This is a genomic window from Nocardioides sp. LMS-CY (assembly GCF_018732145.1).
In the GTDB taxonomy this organism is placed as follows: Bacteria; Actinomycetota; Actinomycetes; order Propionibacteriales; family Nocardioidaceae; genus Nocardioides; species Nocardioides soli.
This window is the reverse complement of record NZ_CP076104.1, coordinates 5,108,326-5,129,346: the sequence shown is the minus strand read 5'-3', so window position 1 is coordinate 5,129,346 and position 21,021 is coordinate 5,108,326. Positions and strand designations below refer to the sequence as shown.

Annotated in this window: 20 protein-coding genes; 16 read left to right on the top strand and 4 right to left on the bottom strand. The window is 73.4% G+C overall.

Annotated features, from left to right (window positions below; genetic code table 11):
• Positions 1–12 precede the first annotated feature (12 nt).
• Positions 13–972, top strand: a complete 960-nt coding sequence (locus KM427_RS24185; RefSeq protein ID WP_215525608.1) for a cation diffusion facilitator family transporter — start codon at positions 13–15, stop codon at positions 970–972.
• Positions 973–988: 16 nt separating this feature from the next.
• Here the strand turns inward: KM427_RS24185 and KM427_RS24180 are convergent, their stop codons facing one another.
• Both KM427_RS24180 and KM427_RS24175 read right to left on the bottom strand, forming a co-directional pair.
• Positions 989–1,642, bottom strand: coding sequence for a response regulator transcription factor (locus KM427_RS24180; RefSeq protein WP_183595299.1), 654 nt, complete (start codon positions 1,640–1,642; stop codon positions 989–991).
• Entirely contained in the window at positions 1,639–2,892 is a 1,254-nt protein-coding gene (locus KM427_RS24175) for a sensor histidine kinase (RefSeq protein WP_215525607.1), read from the bottom strand. The genes KM427_RS24180 and KM427_RS24175 overlap by 4 nt, the downstream gene beginning before the upstream one ends.
• A 107-nt stretch (positions 2,893–2,999) precedes the next feature.
• Here KM427_RS24175 and KM427_RS24170 point away from each other — a divergent pair, with 107 nt between their 5' ends.
• The 11 genes from KM427_RS24170 (at position 3,000) to KM427_RS24120 (ending at position 15,165) form a co-directional block, all read left to right on the top strand.
• The gene (locus tag KM427_RS24170) at positions 3,000–3,731 is read left to right on the top strand and encodes an ABC transporter ATP-binding protein (protein ID WP_215525606.1); all 732 of its coding nucleotides are present in this window, start codon (positions 3,000–3,002) and stop codon (positions 3,729–3,731) included.
• Positions 3,728–5,587, top strand: coding sequence for an FtsX-like permease family protein (locus tag KM427_RS24165; RefSeq protein ID WP_215525605.1), 1,860 nt, complete (start codon positions 3,728–3,730; stop codon positions 5,585–5,587). The genes KM427_RS24170 and KM427_RS24165 overlap by 4 nt, the downstream gene beginning before the upstream one ends.
• 89 nt (positions 5,588–5,676) lie before the next feature.
• Positions 5,677–6,804: an ROK family transcriptional regulator gene (locus KM427_RS24160; RefSeq protein ID WP_215525604.1), complete on the top strand. Its 1,128-nt coding sequence runs from the start codon at positions 5,677–5,679 to the stop codon at positions 6,802–6,804.
• 147 nt (positions 6,805–6,951) lie between these two features.
• Positions 6,952–8,244 carry an extracellular solute-binding protein gene (locus KM427_RS24155; protein ID WP_215525603.1) on the top strand — a complete coding sequence of 431 codons (1,293 nt, stop codon included), beginning with the start codon at positions 6,952–6,954 and terminating at the stop codon, positions 8,242–8,244.
• Between the two features lie 139 nt (positions 8,245–8,383).
• A complete protein-coding gene (locus KM427_RS24150; protein WP_215525602.1) occupies positions 8,384–9,292 on the top strand; it encodes a carbohydrate ABC transporter permease in 909 nt (302 codons plus the stop codon).
• The gene (locus tag KM427_RS24145) at positions 9,292–10,131 is read left to right on the top strand and encodes a carbohydrate ABC transporter permease (protein ID WP_183595141.1); all 840 of its coding nucleotides are present in this window, start codon (positions 9,292–9,294) and stop codon (positions 10,129–10,131) included. The genes KM427_RS24150 and KM427_RS24145 overlap by 1 nt, the downstream gene beginning before the upstream one ends.
• Entirely contained in the window at positions 10,128–11,531 is a 1,404-nt protein-coding gene (locus KM427_RS24140) for a glycoside hydrolase family 3 protein (protein ID WP_215525601.1), read from the top strand. The genes KM427_RS24145 and KM427_RS24140 overlap by 4 nt, the downstream gene beginning before the upstream one ends.
• Complete coding sequence (locus KM427_RS24135; protein WP_252274839.1) at positions 11,528–12,418, top strand: ROK family protein; 891 nt, start codon at positions 11,528–11,530, stop codon at positions 12,416–12,418. The genes KM427_RS24140 and KM427_RS24135 overlap by 4 nt, the downstream gene beginning before the upstream one ends.
• 354 nt (positions 12,419–12,772) lie before the next feature.
• The gene (locus KM427_RS24130) at positions 12,773–13,714 is read left to right on the top strand and encodes an N-acetylglucosamine-6-phosphate deacetylase (protein ID WP_215525599.1); all 942 of its coding nucleotides are present in this window, start codon (positions 12,773–12,775) and stop codon (positions 13,712–13,714) included.
• Positions 13,714–14,499 (top strand): glucosamine-6-phosphate deaminase, encoded by a 786-nt coding sequence (locus KM427_RS24125; RefSeq protein WP_215525598.1) that lies wholly within the window; start codon positions 13,714–13,716, stop codon positions 14,497–14,499. Before KM427_RS24130 ends, KM427_RS24125 begins: the two co-directional genes overlap by 1 nt.
• 120 nt (positions 14,500–14,619) lie before the next feature.
• A complete protein-coding gene (locus tag KM427_RS24120) occupies positions 14,620–15,165 on the top strand; it encodes an HIT family protein (protein ID WP_215525597.1) in 546 nt (181 codons plus the stop codon).
• A gap of 74 nt (positions 15,166–15,239) precedes the next feature.
• Here KM427_RS24120 and KM427_RS24115 read toward each other — a convergent pair whose 3' ends face one another.
• Positions 15,240–16,091: a helix-turn-helix transcriptional regulator gene (locus tag KM427_RS24115; RefSeq protein WP_215525596.1), complete on the bottom strand. Its 852-nt coding sequence runs from the start codon at positions 16,089–16,091 to the stop codon at positions 15,240–15,242.
• Between the two features lie 90 nt (positions 16,092–16,181).
• Between KM427_RS24115 and KM427_RS24110 the strand changes: the two genes are divergently transcribed.
• Complete coding sequence (locus tag KM427_RS24110; RefSeq protein ID WP_215525595.1) at positions 16,182–16,742, top strand: mycothiol transferase; 561 nt, start codon at positions 16,182–16,184, stop codon at positions 16,740–16,742.
• Positions 16,743–16,769: 27 nt separating this feature from the next.
• Here the strand turns inward: KM427_RS24110 and KM427_RS24105 are convergent, their stop codons facing one another.
• A complete protein-coding gene (locus KM427_RS24105; protein ID WP_183595147.1) occupies positions 16,770–17,933 on the bottom strand; it encodes a PucR family transcriptional regulator in 1,164 nt (387 codons plus the stop codon).
• A 91-nt stretch (positions 17,934–18,024) separates the two neighbouring features.
• Between KM427_RS24105 and KM427_RS24100 the strand changes: the two genes are divergently transcribed.
• From KM427_RS24100 to KM427_RS24090, 3 genes are all read left to right on the top strand, one after another.
• Positions 18,025–19,140 carry a ferredoxin reductase gene (locus tag KM427_RS24100; RefSeq protein ID WP_183595148.1) on the top strand — a complete coding sequence of 372 codons (1,116 nt, stop codon included), beginning with the start codon at positions 18,025–18,027 and terminating at the stop codon, positions 19,138–19,140.
• Positions 19,141–19,164: 24 nt separating this feature from the next.
• Entirely contained in the window at positions 19,165–20,406 is a 1,242-nt protein-coding gene (locus KM427_RS24095; protein ID WP_183595149.1) for a fatty acid desaturase family protein, read from the top strand.
• Between the two features lie 112 nt (positions 20,407–20,518).
• Entirely contained in the window at positions 20,519–20,917 is a 399-nt protein-coding gene (locus tag KM427_RS24090; RefSeq protein ID WP_183595150.1) for a hypothetical protein, read from the top strand.
• Positions 20,918–21,021: the final 104 nt, after the last annotated feature.

Here is a 21,021-nt window from a genome sequence, read left to right as displayed (position 1 = left end):
TACGAAGGGAGCATGGCGGCCACCGACGTACCCGAGGAGCCGACCGGCAGCGAGTCCCTCCTCACCGTGCTGGTGGCGCTGGCCGCCAACGGGCTGCTCGCGGTGGCCAAGTCGGCCGCGGCCGCGCTCACGGGGTCGGCGGCGATGGTTGCGGAGGCCGCGCACTCGTGGGCCGACACCGGCAACGAGATCTTCCTGCTGATCGCCGAGCGCAGCGGCAGTCGGCCCCGCGACGAGGAGCATCCGCGCGGTTACGGCCGTGCGACGTACGCCTGGTCGATGATCGCGGCCTTCGGTCTCTTCACCGCCGGGGCGGTGGTGTCGGTCTGGCACGGCCTCACCGCCCTGCGGTCCGGGTCCGACGGCGAGGCGAGCTTCACGGTCAACTACGTGGTGCTCGGCATCGCGTTCCTGCTCGAGGGCACGTCGTTCGTCCAGGCCAGCCGCCAGGTGCACGGGGCGTCCCGGCGCTTCGGCACCCACCCGCTCCGGTACGTCGCGCGCACGTCGAACCCGACGCTGCGCGCGGTCTTCTTCGAGGACTTCTCCGCGCTGATCGGCATCCTCGTGGCCGCGGCCGGCATCGGCCTGCACCAGCTGACCGGCAACCCGGCGTACGACGCGCTCGGGTCGATCGCGATCGGTGTGCTGCTCGGCTTCGTCGCGGTCTTCCTGATCCGGCGCAACATGGACTACCTGCTCGGCGAGGCTCCGACCGCCGACACCCGGTCGCGCGTGATCGCCCGGCTGCTGGAGCATCCCCAGATCGAACGCCTCACCTACCTGCACCTGGAGTACGTCGGGCCGCAGCGGCTCTTCGTGGTCGCCGCGGTCGACCTGGTCGGCGACGACACCGAGGACCACCTCGCGATCCGGCTGCGCGCGGTGGAGGCCGACATCGAGCGCAACCCGCTCATCGAGGACGCGGTGCTCACGGTCGCCCCGCCCGACGAGGCGTCGCTGGCACCCTGAGCGCCGTCAGGCGCCGTCAGGCGCCGCGCAGGTAGGCCAGCACCGCCGAGACCCGACGGTCGGAGGCCGGGTCGAGGCGCAGCTTGGCGAAGATGCCGCCCACGTGCTTGCGCACCGCGGCCTCGCTGACGACCAGCTCCTCGGCGATCGAGCCGTTGGTGCGGCCCTCGGCCATCAGCGCCAGCACCTCGCGCTCGCGCGCCGTCAGGGTGGCCAGCGGCCCGTCGTCGCGGCGCCGGCCGAGCAGCTGGCGCACCACCTGCGGGTCGACGACGGTCTCGCCGCCGGCGACCCGGTCGAGGCTGTCCAGGAACTCCCGGACGTGGCCGACCCGGTCCTTGAGCAGGTAGCCGACGCCGCTGGTGGCCGTGTCGGGCGCGGCCTCGAGGAGCTCGGGTACGTAGGCCTCCGCGACGTACGCCGAGAGCACCATGACCGCGATCTCGGGGTGCTCCGCACGGATCCGCGCGGCCGCGCGCAGGCCCTCGTCGGTGTGGGTGGGCGGCATCCGGATGTCGGTGACGACGACGTCGGGCAGCTCCCGCGCGACGTACACCAGCAGGGCGTCGGCGTCCGCCACCGCCGCGACCACCTCGTGTCCGGCGCGCTCGAGGATCCCGACCAGGCCCTCGCGCAGCAGCGCCGAGTCCTCGGCGAGCACGATCCTCAGGCGGCGCACGGTGCCGCCATCCGCACCTCGGTCGGGCCGCCGGCCGGGCTGGTCACGCGCAGCTCGCCGCCGAGCGCGTCGAGGCGCACGGCGAGCCCGGCCAGCCCGCTCCCAGTGCCGCGGTCGAGGACCGCGCCACCGCGTCCGTCGTCGACCACCGTCAGCACGAACGTCTCGGCCTGCCGCCAGCCGTGCACCTGCGCGCGCCGCGCGCCGGAGTGGCGGACCACGTTGGTGAGGGCCTCGCTGACGACGAAGTACGCCGCGGTCTCGACCGGCTCGGGCAGTCGCTCGTCGAGCCGGATGTCGACCGACACCGGCACCGGCGATCGGTCGGCGATCTCGTGCACGGCGGCGGCGAGCCCGTGGTCGGCGAGCACCCGCGGGTGGATGCCGCGCACCGTCGCCCGCAGCTCCTCGAGCGCCTCCTCGGCCTGCCGGTGCGCCTGCCGGACCAGCGTGAGCCCGGGACCGTCGGGTACGTCGAGCTCCGCGCTGCCCAGCGTCATCGTCAGCGCCACGAGCCGCTGCTGCACGCCGTCGTGCAGGTCGCGCTCGATGCGCCGCCGCTCGGTCTCGAACGCGTCGACCAGGTCGACCCGCGACCGGCGCAGCTCGGCCACCGCGCGGACCAGCTCGGCGTCCCGCGGCTCGAGCAGCAGCCGGGCCAGGGCGGCCTGGGCGACCGCGAGCAGGCCCACGACGTACGCCGAGACCGCGAGCGCCACGAGCCCGACGGCGACCGCGAGCCACGACTCGGCGGTGCTGTCGACCGACCAGCCGAGCACCTCCATCCGGTCGACGCGCGAGAGCCACGGCGCCAGCAGCAGCACGACCGGGACCGTGATCGCGACCAGCGCCACCACGAAGTCGATCGGCCAGAGCACGACCGAGACCAGGAACGCGTAGCCCACCTCGGGCCACGACACCGCGAGCCCGCGACCGGCCCGGAGCCGCTCGCTCCACGACATGCCGGACGGCGGCGCGGCCTGCACGAGCCGCAGCCGGGCACGCTCGACGACGCCCAGGAGCCCCGCCAGCACGGGGATTCCGGCCAGCACGACCAGTCCGACGACCAGGACGGCCGTGACCGCACCGACGACCAGGGTGGTCGCCAGGACGACGAGCACCGCGATGCCGATCGGGATCGTGCTGACGACGTACGCCAGCGCACCCCACGGCCAGCGTGATCCCAGGTAGCGCCACGGATCCGCGCGCAGGGCGGTCCACGCGTCCGGCGTCCGGGTCATGCCCCGACCCTAGGGCTCGACGCCTCGCGTGGGGGTAGCGCACGCGCTACCCCGGGTGTCGCGCGCAGGCCAGGGATCCGGACGGCGAACGCGGCTGGGATGGGGCCATGACCACGTTCCCGGCCGTCCTGCTCGACGGCGTCACCCGCACCTACCGATCGCGAGCGGGGGAGGTGCACGCGCTCCGTGGGGTCACCCACGCCTTCGAGCGCGGCACGTTCACCGCCGTGATGGGGCCGTCGGGCTCCGGCAAGTCGACGCTGCTGCAGGTGGCGGCCGGACTGGACCGGCCCACCCGCGGCGACGTCCGCATCGGCGGCAAGCCGCTCGGCCCGATGAGCCAGACCGCGCTGACCCGGATGCGACGTACGTCGATGGCGTTCGTCTTCCAGTCCTACAACCTGCTCGACGCGCTCAGCGCCGCCGACAACGTCGCCCTCCCCGCCCGGCTCGCCGGGCGCCGGGTCGACCGCGACGCGGTGCGCCACGCGCTCGGCCAGGTCGGGCTCGCCGAGCAGGCGCGCCGGCGGCCCGCGGAGCTGTCCGGGGGACAGCAGCAGCGCGTCGCGATCGCGCGGGCGCTGCACCTGCGGCCCGAGGTGCTCTTCGCCGACGAGCCCACCGGTGCGCTGGACCGCGCCTCCGGCCGCCAGGTGCTCCAGCTGCTGCGCTCGCTCTCCGACGAGCAGGGCCAGACCGTGGTGATGGTGACCCACGACCCGCTGGCCGCGTCGTACGCGCACGGCACGCTGTTCCTCGCCGACGGGCAGGTCGTCGGCCGCCTGGACCGGGCCGACGCGAACCAGATCGCCGCCGCGATGAGCGAGCTCGAGCGATGACCGCCCGGCCCGTGATGCTCGGGCTGAGCCGGCAGACGGTCCGGCAGTCGTGGCCGCCGTACGTCGGCGCGTTCGTCGCCCTGACCTGCGGTGTCGTGCTGATCGCGATGGCCGTGAGCCTCGCCAGTGCCGTCGACGTCAGCTCGCGCCGGCCCGGCGTGACCGCGGCGGAGCGCGCCCAGCTCGACGACCTCGCGTCGATGATCGGGGTGATGTCGGGGGTCGCGCTCTTCATGGCGATGTTCGTCGTCGCGAGCACCTTCGGGTTCGTGGTCGCCGCGCGCCAGCGCGAGCTCGGCCTGCTCCGGCTGGTCGGCGCGACGCCGCGCCAGGTCCGCACGATGGTGCTGGGGGAGTCGGCGGTGGTCGCCGTGCTGGCCACCGTCGCCGGGTCGCTGCTGGCGACCGTCGTGACGCCGGTGTTCGTCGCCCTGCTCGAGGCACAGGGGCTGCTCGCGGTCGACCTGACCATGCCGGCGCCGTGGATCGCCTGGTCGGTGGCGGCCGGCTGCGGTGCGGGCGTCGCGCTGCTCGGCTCGTGGCGGGCCTCGAAGCGGGCCGCGCGGGTCGCGCCCGTGGCGGCGTTCCGCGAGGCGGGGCTCGAGCGTCGTCGGCCCAGCGTGGTGCAGATCGTCGTCGGCACGGTCTGCCTGGTCGGACCGGTCGCGGTCTTCTTCGTGGCCGACGAGATCAGCCCGCTCTTCGCCCTGGTCACCGGGATCCTGCTGCCCGAGGTGGTGGTGATCGGCCTGGTCTGCTTCGGCCGGCTGCTGTTCCCCTGGCTGTCCGGGCTGCTGGCCCGGCCGTTCGCACGCCGCGACATCGCCGCGCGGCTGGCGGGCGACCACGTCCGCACCGGTGCCCGGACGCCGGCGGCGCTGGCCGCGCCGATCCTGGCGATCTCGGCGATCGCGGGCTCGATGATCGTGACGCTGAGCTTCACCGCCGACTGGACCACCGCGCTGGACCGTGCCCAGCTGCACGCGCCGGTCGTGGTCGAGACCGGCGGCGACCGCGCGGTCGCGAGTCGGCTGGTGGCCGATCCCGGCGTGGCGGTGGCCGACCCGCGGATCGTGGTGGGCGAGCACGAGGTGATCGACGTCCGCCTCGCCGAGAGGTCGCGCGGCCTCGCCGCGGTCCGCGGCAGCCTCGACGACCTCGGCGACGACCGGGTCGCGGTGACCGAGACCTACGCGATGGACGCCGGCGTCGGCATCGGCGACCCGATCCGGATCCGGGTCGACGGCGAGCCGGTCCGGCCGCGGGTGGCCGCCGTGGTCGGGGACGCCCCGGACCTGTACGCCGAGGTGCTCGTGCCGCCCGCGCTCGGTGGCGCGAAGGCCGGCCGGGTGGTGCCCGACGTGGTCTTCGTCGACCCCGGTAGCGCCGACCTCGACGCCGTGCTCGCCGGCACCGGCGCGATCGTGCTCGGCGCCGACGCGTGGATCGACCAGGTCGACGCGCAGACCCGGGCCGGCAACCAGGTCGGGCTGTGGGTGCTGCTCGGGCCGGCCGGCCTCTACGCCGCCATCGCGATCGTCAACGCCGTGCTGGTGGGCGTCTCCCAGCGCCGCCGCCAGCTGCGCACGGTCGGCCTGCTCGGCGCGACCGGCGACCAGCTGCGCCGGATGGTGATCTGGGAGGCCGGCCTCGTCGGCGCGGCCGCCCTGCTGCTCGGGGCACTGGTGACCGGCTTCGTGGCCTGGCTGATCCGCTACGCGACGACCCGCGACGTACCGGACGTGCCGATGACCGTGCCGTGGCTGCCCCTCGTCGCGATCGTCGCCACCTGCCTGGGGCTCGCGGTGGTCGCCGCCCTGGCCGGTGCCCGGGCCGCCGTCCGGGCCTCGGCCTGACGGTTCGGGGTATCCCTGCACCAAGGCCGTCGACGAAATTCGGGGCAAACCCTTGACGACGAATATGTAAGTGCGCTGAACTAACAAACGTGACCCAGACCTCACCGGTCGGCCGACCCCTCCGGCCCCGCGGCAAGCTCCTTCAGGAGGACGCTCGCCGGCACCACCGCTCGCTGCTGCTCCAGCAGCTGTTCCGCGAGGGGCCGGCGAGCCGCGCCGACCTGGCCCGGACCACCGGGCTGACCCGGGTCACGGTCTCCGACCTGGTCGGTGAGCTGGTCTCCGGCGGGCTGGTCGAGGAGCTCGGGGCGCCGGCCCAGAGCCGGGTCGGCAAGCCGCCGACGCTGGTCGGGCTGAACGCCGACTCCACCCACGTCGTCGGCATCGACCTCTCGGCCACCGATCGGATGACGGGCGCGGTCGTCAACCTCGCGGGCACGGTCCGGGCCCGCCACGAGCTTCCGCTCGACGGCGCCGTGGGCGCTGCCGCCGTGGCGCTGGTGCACCGCCTCGCCACCGAGCTGATCGCGATGACCGACCGGCCTGTGCTCGGCGTCGGCGTCGGCAGCCCCGGCGTCGTCGACGCCGCCGGCACCGTGATCGACGCGCCCAACCTGGCCTGGACCGACACCCCGCTCGCGGCCAGCCTCGCCGATGCCCTCGGCCTGCCGGTCTTCGTCGCGAACGACGCCAACACCGCCGTGCTCGGCGAGCACACCTTCGGCGCCTCGGGCGACGGCGGGCTGATGGTGCTCCGGGTCGGCACCGGTGTGGGTGCCGGGCTGATCCTCGAGGGCTCCCTGCTCCACGGCCACCTCGGCGCCGCGGGCGAGATCGGGCACGTCGTCGTCGACCCCTCCGGCGATCGCTGCGCCTGCGGCCGCAGCGGCTGCCTGGAGACCATCCTCGCCGTGCCCCACCTGCGCAGGCGCCTCGCCGGTCACGACCCCGTCGAGGTGCTGACCCGGGTGGGCGAGCAGCTCGGCGCGGCCCTCGCGCCGGTGGTCGGCACCCTCAACCTCCACGAGCTCGTGCTGAGCGGCCCGCAGGAGCTCCTCGACGGGCCGCTGCGCGAGGCCGCCGACCGCAGCATCCGCGAGCGGACCATGCCGGTCAGCTCCGCGGGCCTCGTCGTGCGCACCTCCGAGCTGGGCGAGGACGTGGTGCTCGTGGGCGCCGCCGTCCTCGTGCTCGCCGGACAGCTGGGCGTCTCATGAGCGCCCCCACAGACACGGCCGTCATCCCGGCGGACCGGCACCCCAGGACCCGGCTCGGCGCCGTCCCTGGACCACCACCACTGGATCACCCACCACTGGATCACCACTGATTCATCACTTCGGGTAACGCAAGAGAGGAACACTGCGGTGCGGATCAAGAAGACCCTCGCGGTCGCAGCGATGGCCACGCTGGCCACGGCGACCCTGGCTGCCTGTGGCGGCGACGACTCGGACGGCGGCTCGTCCAGCGACGGTGGGCCCACGACGGCGGACATCCGCGTCTGGCTCAACGGCACCGACACGCCGCAGGACGCGCGCGACTGGCTGAAGAAGACCTTCGAGGACCAGAACCCCGGCTCCACGCTGACCATCGAGCAGCAGGAGTGGGACGGCCTCGTCGAGAAGCTCACGACCTCGCTCTCCAGCGCCTCGGAGACCCCGGACGTCGTCGAGATCGGCAACACCCAGGCCCCGACGTTCACCTCCGCCGGTGCGTTCTCCGACCTCACCGACCAGCTCGACGACCTCGGCGGCGACGACCTGCTCCAGGGCTTCGTCGACGGCGCCACGGTCGACGGCAAGACGTACGCCGTGCCGTACTACGCCGGCTCGAAGTACATCTTCTACCGGAAGGACCTCCTCCAGAAGGCCGGCATCGACGTGCCGACCACCATGGACGAGTTCGTCGACGCGGCGATCGCCCTGAAGAAGGCGAACCCCAAGCCGGCCAACTTCTCCGGCTTCTGGTTCCCCGGCCAGGACTGGCGCAACGGCGCGACGTTCATCTGGGACGCCGGCGGTGACCTGGCCACCGACGACGGCGGCGAGTGGAGCGGCTCCCTGGAGTCCCCCGAGTCGATCGCCGGTCTCGAGACCGCCCAGAAGCTCTTCACCGAGGCGTCCGGCGCCCCCAAGGACGGCAACGAGGCCGACCCGTGGACGCCGTGGTGCGCCGGTGAGGTCGGCATGATGTCGACCCCGGGCTGGGTGACCGGCCTGATCAACGACCCGAAGTCCGGCTGCCCCGACACCCTCGGCAAGCAGATCGGCGTCTTCGCGATGCCCGGCAGTGACGGCGAGCCCGCTCCGGTGCTGCTCGGCGGGTCCGACATCGCGATCTCGGCCAAGTCGGCCAACCAGGAGCTGGCCCAGAAGGCCGTCGCGCTGATGCTCAGCGACGACTACCAGACGATCATGGCCAAGGCCGGGCTGACGCCGGCCAAGACCTCGCTGGCGCCGCTGCTCGGTGACGACGAGTTCGCGCAGGCCACCATCGCCGCGGCGTCCAACGCCAAGCTGACCCCGGCCGCCCCCGGCTGGGCGAACGTCGAGGGCTCGCGGGTCCTGGAGGACCTGTTCAGCGCGATCGCCCAGGGCGGCGACGTGACCGAGCTGGCCCAGAAGGCCGACGAGCAGATGAACTCGCAGATCAACGGCTGACGCACCGCTGCCGGTCCGGCGGACCGGGCCGGCAGCGAGCCAGACCCAACGGACGGCTGGGGCGGCGGATCCGCCGCCCCGGCCGCGCCATGCCCGGACCCGACCCGTCGGGCCCGCGATGATGAGAGGAGGAGGCCGGATGAACGGGAGCGCACCGCGCGCACGTCGTACGCCGTTGCCGTACGCGCTGCTGATCCCGGCGACGGTGGCGCTCGCCGTGGCGCTCGGCTATCCGCTGGTCCGCCAGGTGGTGCTGTCGTTCCAGGACTTCGGCCTGGCCCAGCAGTTCGGCCGGCCGCCCGAGTGGGTCGGGCTCGGGAACTACCGCGAGCTGGTCACCGACCCCTACCTGTGGCGGGTCACCCTGCGCTCGCTGGTCTTCTGCCTCGTCAACGCGGCGGTCACCATGGCGATCGGCGTCGGCCTCGCCCTGCTGATGCGGCACATGACCTCGTGGGTGCGGGTGCTGCTGCAGACCGGACTGCTGCTCGCGTGGGCGATGCCGGTCGTGGCCTCCCTGACCGTTTGGCAGTGGCTCTTCGACACCCAGTACGGCATCGTCAACTACCTGCTCACCAAGCTCGGCCTCGACTTCCAGGGCCACCCGTGGCTGCTCGAGCCGCTCTCCTTCTTCTTCGTCGCCACCGTGATCGTGGTGTGGATGAGCGTGCCGTTCGTCGCCTTCACCGTGTACGCCGCGCTGACCCAGGTCTCGGAGGACCTGGTCGAGGCCGCGGAGATCGACGGCGCCAGCCCGCTGCAGCGGCTGCGGCACGTCGTACTCCCCGCGATCCGCCCGGTACTGCTGGTCGTCGGGCTGCTCCAGGTCATCTGGGACCTGCGCGTCTTCACCCAGATCTTCATCCTCCAGCAGGCCGGCGGCTCGACCCGCGACACCAACCTGCTGGGCACCTACATCTACCGGCTCGGGATCGGCGGCGGGAAGTTCGGCATGGCGGCGGCGGTCGCCATCTTCATGCTGCTGCTCACCGTGATCCTGACCGCGCCGTACGTCCGCGCCATGCTCAAGCAGGAGAGTGAAGACTGATGTCGCGCACCCCTCGCCGTTCGCTGCGGATCGGCGCCAACGTCGTCGGCGTCGTCGCCTTCCTGGTCGCGATCTTCCCGGTCTACTGGATGGTGAACAGCTCCTTCCTGAACCGCAACGAGATCCGCAACCCGGTCCCGACCTGGGTCCCCTTCGGCGGAAACCTCGACAACTACCGCACGGTCTTCGAGACCGACCAGTTCCTCAACGCGCTGAAGATCAGCCTGATGGTGACGGTGCTGACGATCGTGGTGGCGCTCGCGTTCGCGTTCGTCGCGGCCGTAGCGGTCTCCCGGTTCCGGTTCCGGGGCCGGATGTCGTTCATCGTCACCCTGCTGGTGATCCAGATGATCCCGGTCGAAGGCCTGTTCATCTCCCAGTACAAGATGCTGGAGGCCATGGACCTGCTCAACACGGTCATCGGCCTGTCGCTGGTCTATGTGTCGCTGGTGCTGCCCTTCACCATCTGGACCCTGCGCGGCTTCGTGACCGGCGTGCCGTACGAGCTGGAGGAGGCCGCGATGATGGACGGCTGCTCCCGCACCCAGGCGTTCTTCCGGATCACCTTCCCGCTGCTCGCGCCCGGCCTGGTGGCGACCGGCGTCTTCGGCTTCATCCAGGCCTGGAACGAGTTCACCCTCGCCCTCGTGGTGATGACCCGCGAGGACCAGCGCACGCTGCCGCTGTGGCTCTCGACGTTCACCGACGTCAACCGCGGCACCGACTGGGGCGGCATCATGGCCGGCTCCACGCTGATCGCGGTACCCGTGATCGTGTTCTTCCTCGTCGTCCAGGGCCGGATGGTCGCCGGCCTCACCTCCGGCGCGGTCAAGGGATGAGCTCCTCGCTCGAGACCCAGGCGCTGGCCGTGCAGCTGCCGGCCTTCGCCGGCACCACGCTGCCGGGGGAGTACGCCGACCTGCTGGCCGCCGGCCTGGGTGGGATCTGCTACTTCGGCAGCAACACCGCCGACGGCCCTGACGCCGTCGCGGCGCTGAGTGCCGCGATCCGGGCGGCCAACCCGCACGCGGTGATCGCCGTCGACGAGGAGGGCGGCGACGTGACCCGCCTGCACGCCCTCGACGGCAGCCCGGTGCTCGGTGCCGCCGCGCTCGGGGCGGTCGACGACCTCGACCTGACCCGCGACACCGGCCGCGCGGTCGGTGTGTCGCTGGCCGCGGTCGGGATCAACCTCGACCTCGGTCCGGTCGCCGACGTCAACACCGACCCGGACAACCCGGTGATCGGCACCCGCAGCTTCGGCACCGACCCGCGGGCCGTCGCGGCCCACGTCGCGGCCTGGGTGGCCGGCCTGCAGGAGGCCGGGGTCGCGGCGTGCGCCAAGCACTTCCCGGGCCACGGAGACACCGCCCAGGACAGCCACCTCGAGCTGCCCACCATCGAGGTCGGCCTCGACACCCTCCGCACCCGCGAGCTGGTGCCGTTCGCGGCCTCGATCGAAGCCGGCATCGCGTCGGTGATGACCTCCCACATCGTGGTCCCCGCCCTCGACCCGGACCTGCCCGGAACCCTCAGCGCCCCGGTGCTCGGCCTGCTGCGCGACGAGCTCGGGTACGACGGCGTCATCGTCAGCGACGCCCTCGACATGGCCGGCGCGTCGGCCGGCCGCGGCATCCCGGAGGCGGCCGTGCTGTCGCTGTCCGCCGGGGCCGACCTGCTCTGCATCGGCCCCGAGAAGCCAGCGTCCCTGGTGCGCGCGACGCAGGCGGCCATCGTGGCCGCCGTGCACGACGGGCGGCTGTCCGCGGAGCGGCTGCGGTCCGCGGCCGCCAGAGTGGCGCAGTTGCGGGGCTATGGCACGCCTGGCGTGCCCGCGCTCGCCGTTTCCGCGCAGTTGCGCAGTTGCGGCGACCACCAGCTGGCCGGTGCCCGCCGCTCGCTGACCGTCGAGGGCGAGCTGCCCGACCTGCGCGGCGCGGTCGTGGTCAGCGTCGCGACGCCGGCCAACATCGCCGTCGGCGAGGTGCCGTGGGGCCTGGCGCCCGACGCCACCGTCGCGCCGGGTGAGCGGCTGGACACCGACCGGCCGGTGATCCTCCAGGTGCGCGACGCGCACCGCCGGCCGGAGATCGTGACCGAGGGCGCTGCGACCATCATCGAGTGGGGGTGGCCGGGTCCGTACGACGGCCCGGTGCCCAGGATCCTGACCCGCGGCTACTCCCGACCGGGAGCCGCCGCGGTGACCGAGCTGTTGCGAGAGGCAGGGTGGGACCGGTGAAGCTCGGTCTGGACATCGGGGCGACCAAGACCCTCGGTGTGGTGCTCGACGACGACGGGAAGATCCGGGCCGAGGTCCGCGAGCGCACCGAGCGCGGCGCGGGCGGCGTCGTCGAGTCGGCCGGTCGCGTCGTCGACGCGCTGCGGGCGGCCACCGGCGACCCGCTCACCGGGCCGGTGGGGGTGGGCGTCCCCGGCCTCGTCGACGTCGAGCACGGTGCGGTCAAGCACGCGGTCAACCTCGGCCTCGACGGCGACTTCGTGCCGCTCGGCGACCTGCTCGGCGAGCGCCTCGGCGTCCGCGCCGTGGTCGAGAACGACGTCAACGCCGCCAGCCTCGGCGCCACCGCGCTCAGCGGCGACCAGGACCTGATCTACCTGAGCATCGGCACCGGTCTCGCGGCGGGCCTGGTCCTCGACGGCCGGCTCCGCCGTGGCGTGCACGGCGCCGCCGGCGAGATCGGGCACGTCCCGGTCGATCCGCAGGGCGCGCTGTGCTCCTGCGGCCAGCGCGGCTGCCTCGAGACGATCGCCTCCGGATCGGCCCTGGCCGCGGCCTGGCCCTCCGGCGACGTACCGCCCGCCCAGGCGCTGTTCGCGGCCGCGCAGGCCGGTGAGGAGAAGGCAATCCAGGTGCGCGACGAGTTCGCCGCCGGGGTCGCCAGCGCGGTGCGGGTCCTGAGCCTGGCCGTCGACCCGGCCACGATCGTCCTCGGCGGCGGGGTCGCCCAGCTCGGCGACCCGCTGCGCGTGGCGGTCGCGCAGGCGCTGCTCGACCAGGCGGCCAGCTCGCCGTTCCTCGCCTCGCTCGACCTCGCGGGCCGGATCCGCGTGGTGCCCGCCGACTACCCCGTGGCCGCCGTCGGCGCCGCGCTGCTGGGCCGATGAGCTCCGTCACGGGCCGGCCGGCCCTGGGCAGCGGTGCGTCAGCAACCGATTCCGCCGTCCGATCGGTTGCCTGCTCACCGCCGCCCGGCCGCCGCCCTGGCCAGCGGTGCGTGAGCAACCGATTCCGCCGTCCGATGGGTTGCCTGCTCACCGCCGCCCGGCACGAGGAGGGCCGATGAGCTCCGTCACGGGCCGGCCGGCCCCGGGCAGCGGTGCGTCAGCAACCGAATCCGCCGTCCGATCGGTTGCCTGCTTACCGCCGCCCGGCCGTCGCCCTGGCCAGCGGTGCGTGAGCAACCGATTCCGCCGTGCGATGGGTTGCCTGCTCACCGCCGCCCGGCACGAGGAGGGCCGATGAACACCGTCTCCGGTCTCGTCGACATCCAGGTCAACGGCGCCGCCGGCATCGACCTCACCGCCGAGCCGCACCGGCTCTGGGAGGTGGCGGCGGCGCTGCCGGCGTACGGCGTCGTCGCGTTCGTGCCGACCATCATCACCAGCGACCCGGCGGCCCGTGAGCAGGCCCTCGCGACGTACGCCGCCGGGCCGCCCGCGGGCTGGGTCGGTGCGGAGCCGCTCGGACTGCACTTCGAGGGCCCGATGATCGCGCCCGCCCGCAAGGGCGCGCACCCCGAGCACTGGCTGCGGGCGCCCTCGCTCGAGTTGGTCGACGGCTGGTCGCGCGAGGCCGGCGTCGCGATGGTCACCATCGCCCCCGAGCTGCCGGGGGCGATCGACGTCGTCGAGCGGCTGGTGGCCCGCGGCGTCGTCGTGTCGGTCGGCCACACCGCGGCCGCGACCGCCGACGTGGTCGCCGCGGTGGAGGCCGGCGCCCGGTGCGTGACCCACCTCGGCAACGCGATGGCGCCGCTGCTGGCCCGCGAGCCCGGCCCGGTCGGCGTTGCGCTGGGGGCCGACGGACTGGTCGCCGGGGTGATCGTCGACGGTCACCACCTCGACCCGCACTTCGTGCGCGCCGCCTGGCGTGCCCTCGGCCCCGAGCGCTTCGTGTCGGTCTCCGACACCACCGCCGCCCTCGGGCTGCCCGACGGCCCGGCCCGCCTCGGCGACCAGGACGTGATCGTCTCCGCCGGCACGGTACGGCTCGCCGACGGCACGCTCGCCGGCTCGGCCGCGTCGCTGCTCGACTGCCTGCGCCTGCTGGTCGCCCAGACCGGCTGCACCCTCGACGAGGCGGTCGCCACCGCCACCACGACCCCGCTCACCCTGCTCGGGCTGCCGCCGCGCGAGGAGCGGATCCGGCTCACCGACGACCTGCGCCTGGAGGTCGACTGATGGAGGTCGTGCCGCTCTCCTCCGCCGCCGAGGCCGGTGCGGTCGCCGCCGACGCGGTCGAGGCGCTGGTGCGCCGCCGGCCCGACGCCGTGCTCGGCCTGGCGACCGGGTCGAGCCCGCTCCCGACGTACCAGGAGCTGATCCGCCGCCACCGGACCGGCGCCGGCCCGGCGTACGACGCGGTGCGCTGCTTCACCCTCGACGAGTACGTCGGGCTCCCCGCCGGCCACCCGGAGACCTACCGGGAGACGATCTTCCGCGAGTGCACCGACGGCCTCGGCATCGCCCGCGACCGGGTGCGCAGCCCGGACCCCTCGCCGGACGGTCTCCCCGACGCCGGCCCTCGCTACGAGGCCGCGATCGAGGCCGCGGGCGGGGTCGACCTGCAGGTGCTCGGCATCGGCGGCGACGGTCACCTCGCCTTCAACGAGCCCGGCTCCTCCCTCGCCTCCGCCACCCGCCTGAAGACCCTCACTGCGCGGACCCGGCAGGACAACGCCCGCTTCTTCGGGTCGGTCGACCAGGTCCCCCAGCACGTGCTCACCCAGGGCCTCGGCACCATCCTGCGCGCCCGGCACCTGCTCTTCGTCGCCACCGGCGCGGCCAAGGCCGACGCGGTCGCCGCCGCCGTCGAGGGCCCGGTCTCCGCCTCCTGCCCCGCCTCGGTTCTCCAGCTGCACCCGCACGCCACCGTGCTGCTCGACCCCGCCGCCGCAGCCCGCCTGACCCGGCTCGACTACTACCGCGAGGTGTACGCCGGCAAGCCGGACTGGCAGGGGCTCTGAGGCGGCGTCGGGATACCCGGTGCACCGGGTATCCCGGCACTTCTCGGCCGATGCAACACCCGAGAAGTGCCGGTTCTGCCCGAGAGGCTCCCCGCGGCCTAGCGAAGCTAGGGTGACGGCGTGCCTGACGACTTCCGCCGCGACCGCGTGGGTACGGCGCTGGCCGGCACGAACCCGATGGTGCTCCGACGGATGCGGGCCGGGTTCGCCGTGATCGGGGACGTGCAGCACCTGCCGGGCTACTGCGTGCTGATCACCGACACCCCGGGCGTCGACCAACTCACCGACCTGACGCCCGAGCGGCAGCTGGTCTTCCTCGACGACATGGCCGTGCTGGGCCGCGCGGTGGCGGCGGTGTGCGCGCGGCGCGACCCGCAGTTCAAGCGGATCAACCTCGAGATCCAGGGCAACACCGACGCGTTCCTGCACGCCCACGTCACGCCGCGCTACCACTGGGAGCCGGACGACATCGTCGGCTGGCCGGCCGCGCTGCACCACTGGACGGAGCGGGTCGGACCCGAGCACGCGGTCGGCCCGCAGCACGACGAGCTGCGCGCGGAGCTGGTCGCCGAGCTCCTGGTGGCCGTCACCGGAAGTTCTTCGGGTGGCCCGCACCCCGGGCACGCACCTCGCGGCGTTGCCGTCGCTTGCTGGACGAGCAAGTAGAGCCGCGCTCCGGCGCCTTGCGATGCACGCACCCCGAGCACGGGCCACCCCCGAGGAACTTCCAGCGACGACCACTAGTCCGAGGCGGCTGACGCCAGCCGGGCGGCGAGCGACCGCAACGCCGAGCGCAGCTCCGGCGAGCCCACCACCTCGAACGGCACCGGGAGCATCGCGAGGCGAGCGGCGTACCAGTCCGGGTCGTCGGTGGTGGCGACCATCCGGGTGCGGTCGCCCTCGGCCGACAGCAGCGCGAAGCTGCGCGGCACCCAGCGCCGGACCTGCTCGACCGGCGCGTCGACCAGCACCTCCGCGGCGTACCGCCAGCCCTGCGAGAAGTGCTCCTCGACGACCCGCAGCGCGTCGATGCCCGCGGGAGGAGTGAAGGTCTCGGGCAGCGCCGACACGTCGGCGACCCGGTCGACGCGCAGCACCCGCTGGGCGTCGCGGCTGCGCGACCAGCAGAGCAGGTACCAGTGGCTGTGCCGCAGCACGACCGCCCACGGCTCGACCACCATCTCCGAGATCCGCTCGCCGATCCGGTAGTCGAGCATCAGCGTGCGCGACGCCGCGCACGCCGCGACCAGGCGCTCGAGATGCTCGTGGGGTGCGATGTCGCCGGCCGACTGCGGGTGCGGTACGGCGGGCCGCTCCGGCAGCACGCGCAGGATCTTGGCGAGCGCGCCGCCGACGACGTCGGCCGGGTCGGCCGCGCGGGGGTGGCCCTCCAGCGTGGCCATCACGAGACCCGTCGCCTCCGCCGCGGTGAACATCAGCGGCGGCAGCCGCAGGCCGCGGCCGACCCGGTAGCCGCCGTACGGCCCGCTCGCCGACTCGATCGGGAGGTCGGCCTCGCGCAGGATCGCGACGTAGCGCCGGGCCGCCCGGCCGGTGACGCCGAGCCCGGCGCCGAGCTGGTCGGCCGTCATGCCCGGGCGCGCCTGGATCAGCTCGAGCGTGCGCAGCGCGCGGGCGGTCGGGGAAGTAGATCGTCCGGGAATGCCCCTAGTGTGCCGGACATGACGACCTCCCCGAACGTCTTCCGGACCGAGACCCCGCTGGCCGGCACCGAGATCGAGGCCCTCGTCGGGTCGCTCAACCGGATGCGCACCTACCTGCTGTGGAAGTGCGGCGGCGTCGACGACGCCGGCATCCGCGCCACGCTCGGCACCTCGACCCTGACGCTGGGCGGCCTGCTCAAGCACCTGTCGGTCGTCGAGGCCATCACGTTCTCCTGGAAGCTGCACGGCCGGCGTCCGTTCGCGCCGTTCGAGGACGCCGACTGGGACGACCCCGACTGGCACTTCCGCGTCGAGGACGACGACACCCCCGCCTCGCTCGAGGCGCTCTACCGAGCATCGGTCGCGAAGGGGCAGGCGCTCGTCGACGAGGCGATCGCGGAGGTCGGGCTCGGCGGGGACGCCGACATCGCGGACGACGAGGGCCGGCACGCCAACGTGCGCCGGCTCGTCTACGACATGATCGAGGAGTACGGCCGGCACGTCGGCCACGCCGATCTGATCCGCGAGTCCGTCGACGGCCTCGTGGGCGAGGACCCCGGGCCGGAGTGGTCGGCCTAGCGACGCCCTCGGGTCAGGGTTGCGCTCTCACGCGAGCGCGACGGTGAGCGCCAGGACGGTCGCGGGGTCGTCGAGCCGGTCGCCGTACAGCTCGCGCAGCTGGCCCATCCGGTAGCGCACGGTCTGCGGGTGCACGAACAGGTCGGCCGCGACCTCGTCGCGGCGGCCGTGGTGGAGCAGCCACGAGCGCAGCGTGTCGGCGAGCTTCTCGGCCGTGCCGGGCCGCAGGGCGGCGAGCGGGGCGAGCACCTGGGCGCGCAGGTCCGCCCGAGCGGAGGGGTCGGCGTCGAGCACCAGGGGCACCAGGTGTGCCTCGGTGTCGAGTTCGAGCCCGGCCGCCCGGGCACGCAGGGCCCGGTCGTACGACGCGCGCACCTCGAGCCACGGTCTCGGCGGCCCCGCCGTGCAGCCGCGGGTGCCGAGCGTCCGCAGCAGCGCCGCACGCCGGTGCCCGTGCGCGTCGGGCACCAGCAGCAGCACCGCCTCGTCGAGCTCGGGCGGCTCGGTGGCCGCGATCGTGCCCGGGGAGACGGCGGCGAGCACCGGGCGCACCTGGGCCTCGGGCACGATCACCGCGGTCAGCGTCTTCGGCGGCTCCCAGCCCGCGCGCTCGGCCGTCGCGAGCACGGTGTCGGCCGGGGAGCCGGTGAGCAGGTGGTGGGCGATCCGCTCCAGGCGGCGCTGCCGGACCCGGCCGGTGGTGGCGAGCTCGTCGTTGTGGCCGGCGACGCTCGCGGCGGAGAGCTCGTCGATGTAGGCGAAGACCAGCTCCGCGAAGGCGACCAGCGTCTCGCCGTCGAGGCCGTTGCGCACCGCGGTCGTCGACATCTCGCGCCAGGAGACGCGGGCGCCGATCCGGTACGCCGCGAGGATCGCCTCGGTCGAGCGGCCGCTGCGGGCCTCGCCGCGGCCGAGCTGGTAGGCGCCGTCGACCGCGGGCGCGGTGGGTGTGGTCAGGTCGGCACCGCGCCGGCCGCTGGCGAGGGAGAGGAACCCGCCCAGCGCGAGCTGCACCGCGTTGCGGATCGTCTCGCCCATCGGCCCGCTGAACGCGTCGGTGTAGCTGGGCACCTCGTCGATGATCGCGGCGACGACGTGCTCGGCGACGTCGGCCAGCTCGGCGCGCATCCGCTCGACGGCCCGGGGTGGGAGCCGGAGCCCGTGATCGGCCGTGCGCCGGGGAGTGGCCATGGTCCAGTTTTATCACCAGCGAACAATGCCGACCCCGATCTTCACGTCCTACGGTCATGATCTTGCGCGTCGCGCGCAGCAGACTGTGGTCATGAGCATCGCCCTCCCGTCCGGAACGACCCGGTCCCGTCGTGGTCGATCCCTGCGCGAGGGGCTGCGCCGGGTCGCCGAGGCCGCGGTCACGCCGCTCGAGCTGGGCGACGTGCTCGACGTCTTCCACCCGCTGCGCCGCGGCGCCGACCTGCGGGCCCGCATCGTCGAGGTCCGCCCCGAGACCCACCAGTCCGCGACCGTGCTGCTCCAGCCGGGGCGGGACTGGGCCGGCCACGTGCCGGGGCAGTACGTCCGCGTGGGCGTCGACGTCGACGGCGTCCGCCTGTGGCGCACCTACTCGCTCACCCACGGCCCGCGCGCCGACCGCCGGATCAGCATCACCGTCAAGGCGATCCCCGGCGGCGTGGTCTCCAACTACCTGGTCCGTCGCGCCCGGCCCGGCCAGATGATCCAGCTGCACCAGTCCGAGGGCGAGTTCGTGCTGCCGCAGCCGATCCCCGCGAAGCTGCTGCTCGTCACCGGCGGCTCGGGCATCACGCCGGTGATCGGCATGCTCCGCAACCTCTTCTCGCGCGCCGAGCGGCCCCAGACCGACATCGTGCTGCTGCACTCCGCGCTCTCGCGGGCCGAGGTGATCTTCGGCAGCGAGCTGCGGCAGTACGACGCGGCCGGGTGGCTGCGCCTCGTCGAGCTGCACACCGACACCCACGGGCTGCTCGACGTGGCAGACCTCGACCGGCTGGTGCCCGACCTGGCCGAGCGCACGGCGTACGCCTGCGGTCCGGCCGGCCTGCTCGACGCGCTCCAGGAGCACTTCGACGCGCGCGGGCTGACCCTTGCCACCGAGCGCTTCCGCGCGCAGCTGGTCGAGGCAGGCGACGGCGGCACCGTCACCTTCGCCGGCGGCACCCCGCTGGAGGCCGACGGCGCCACCCCGATCCTCGACGTCGCGGAGAACGCCGGCGTGCTGATGCCCAGCGGCTGCCGGATGGGCATCTGCATGGGCTGCGTCCTGCCGCTGAAGGAGGGCGCCGTCCGCGACCTGCGCAACGGCGCGCTCACCACCGCCGTACCCGGCGAGACCGGGCCCGGCGGCGTACCGATCCAGACCTGCATCAGCGCGGCCGCCGGGCCGTGTGTGATCGACCACTGACCCCGGCCCGATTCGAGGAGTCGCATGACCGCCATCACGAAGAAGCCCGTGAACCCGACGGCCCATCTCACCCCCGAGGACATCGAGCAGATCGGCATCGAGCTCGACGCGATCCGTCAGGACATCCTCGACGAGCGCGGTGCGAGCGACGCGGCGTACATCCACCGGGTCGTCGACGTGCAGCGCCGGCTCGAACTGGCGAGTCGCGCGGTGCTGCTGTTCTCATCGCTGCCGCCGGCCTGGATCGTCGGCACGATCGGCCTGTCGGTCGCCAAGATCCTCGAGAACATGGAGATCGGCCACAACGTCATGCACGGTCAGTGGGACTGGATGCGTGACCCGAAGATCCACTCGACGACGTGGGAGTGGGACAACGCCTCGACCGCGGACGGCTGGAAGCACTCGCACAACGAGATCCACCACAACTTCACCAACATCGTCGGCAAGGACAACGACCTCGGCTACGGCATCATGCGCGTCGACGAGGACCAGCGCTGGCACCCGGCGTACCTCGCCCAGCCGCTGTGGAACTTCATCAACGCGTGCTTCTTCGAGTACGGCATCGCGGCGTACGACCTCGAGCTGGGCCGCAACCTGCGGCTGCCGAAGGAGAGGCGCAGCGACGAGTTCAAGCGCAACCTCAAGAACACGCTGAAGAAGATCCGCAAGCAGGCCACCAAGGACTACGTCGTGCACCCGGCGCTGTCGATCCCGACCGGGTCGTTCCTGCCGACGCTCGCGGCGAACTTCACCGCCAACCTGGTGCGCAACATCTGGTCGCACTCGGTGATCATGTGCGGCCACTTCCCCGAGGGCGTCGAGACCTTCGAGAAGAAGGCGATCCCGGCCAACGAGACCCGCGGCGAGTGGTACCTGCGCCAGATGCTCGGCTCGGCCAACATCTCCGGCTCCAAGGCCATGCACATCATGACCGGCAACCTCTCGCACCAGATCGAGCACCACCTCTTCCCCGACCTGCCGAGCAACCGGTACGCCGAGATCGCCCCCCGGGTGCAGGCGCTCTTCGAGAAGTACGACCTCAACTACCACACCGCGCCGCTGCCGCAGCAGGTCTACTCGGCCTGGCACCGGGTGGTCCGACTGTCGCTGCCCAACGGCTGGCTCGCGACGACCACCGTCAAGAACCTGCCCGAGCAGGCGAAGCTGCTGTGGGCGATGTCGACCAAGGGCCCCAAGGTGCGCCGCGCCGCCCAGGCCCGGCTGGAGCAGCAGGCCCGTCGCCAGGCGGCCGCCGCGGCGGCCTGACGCTGCACTGTTCGGGATAGTCCGTCACGTTCTGGTCGTCGAAAGCCGGTGACGGCAACCAGAACGTGACGGACTATCCCGACGCTGCGAGTCCGTACTGGATCATGGCCCCATGCGATTCACCGAGCACGAGCTGACCGCGGCGCTCACGGGAGCGGCCAAGAGCGTGCTGGCCGCCCAGGACAAGGACGTCCGCAAGGGACGCCGCACCGCCGACGAGGCCTGGGAGGCGCTCGGGAGGTTCCAGCGGTTCCAGATCCTCGACGGGCTCGGCGACCAGCTGCTGCCGGTGCTGGTCGCACTCCCGGACGTCGACGTCGAGCCCGGCACTCGCCCGGCGTTCACCGACGCCCAGATCACCGCGGCGGTGGAGGAGCGGCTCGGCGAGGAGGGCGGCAAGATCCGCCGGGCGGTGCTGCTCAAGGCCCGGGTCGCGCTCGTGCAGGTGGCGCTGGCCCACGTGCCGCCGCGGCAGGACCCGGACGCGCTGATCGTGCCCGACCACCTGTGAGCGACCTCGCTTGTGACGCCGGGTCGTCCGCTGCTCCCACGGTGTTGCAGCATGGTGGGAAGAGTGGGTAACCCGGCGTTACAGCCGATTCGGTGATTCACCGC

Coding starts and splice junctions, on each gene's coding strand:
- KM427_RS24095 (WP_183595149.1), top strand. CDS start 19,165: ATGACCGCCATCACGAAGAAGCCCGTGAACCCGACGGCCCATCTCACC.
- KM427_RS24100 (WP_183595148.1), top strand. CDS start 18,025: ATGAGCATCGCCCTCCCGTCCGGAACGACCCGGTCCCGTCGTGGTCGA.
- KM427_RS24175 (WP_215525607.1), bottom strand. CDS start 2,892: ATGACCCGGACGCCGGACGCGTGGACCGCCCTGCGCGCGGATCCGTGG.
- KM427_RS24140 (WP_215525601.1), top strand. CDS start 10,128: ATGAGCTCCTCGCTCGAGACCCAGGCGCTGGCCGTGCAGCTGCCGGCC.
- KM427_RS24185 (WP_215525608.1), top strand. CDS start 13: ATGGCGGCCACCGACGTACCCGAGGAGCCGACCGGCAGCGAGTCCCTC.
- KM427_RS24125 (WP_215525598.1), top strand. CDS start 13,714: ATGGAGGTCGTGCCGCTCTCCTCCGCCGCCGAGGCCGGTGCGGTCGCC.
- KM427_RS24165 (WP_215525605.1), top strand. CDS start 3,728: ATGACCGCCCGGCCCGTGATGCTCGGGCTGAGCCGGCAGACGGTCCGG.
- KM427_RS24150 (WP_215525602.1), top strand. CDS start 8,384: ATGAACGGGAGCGCACCGCGCGCACGTCGTACGCCGTTGCCGTACGCG.
- KM427_RS24130 (WP_215525599.1), top strand. CDS start 12,773: ATGAACACCGTCTCCGGTCTCGTCGACATCCAGGTCAACGGCGCCGCC.
- KM427_RS24090 (WP_183595150.1), top strand. CDS start 20,519: ATGCGATTCACCGAGCACGAGCTGACCGCGGCGCTCACGGGAGCGGCC.
- KM427_RS24110 (WP_215525595.1), top strand. CDS start 16,182: ATGACGACCTCCCCGAACGTCTTCCGGACCGAGACCCCGCTGGCCGGC.
- KM427_RS24115 (WP_215525596.1), bottom strand. CDS start 16,091: ATGACGGCCGACCAGCTCGGCGCCGGGCTCGGCGTCACCGGCCGGGCG.
- KM427_RS24105 (WP_183595147.1), bottom strand. CDS start 17,933: ATGGCCACTCCCCGGCGCACGGCCGATCACGGGCTCCGGCTCCCACCC.
- KM427_RS24170 (WP_215525606.1), top strand. CDS start 3,000: ATGACCACGTTCCCGGCCGTCCTGCTCGACGGCGTCACCCGCACCTAC.
- KM427_RS24145 (WP_183595141.1), top strand. CDS start 9,292: ATGTCGCGCACCCCTCGCCGTTCGCTGCGGATCGGCGCCAACGTCGTC.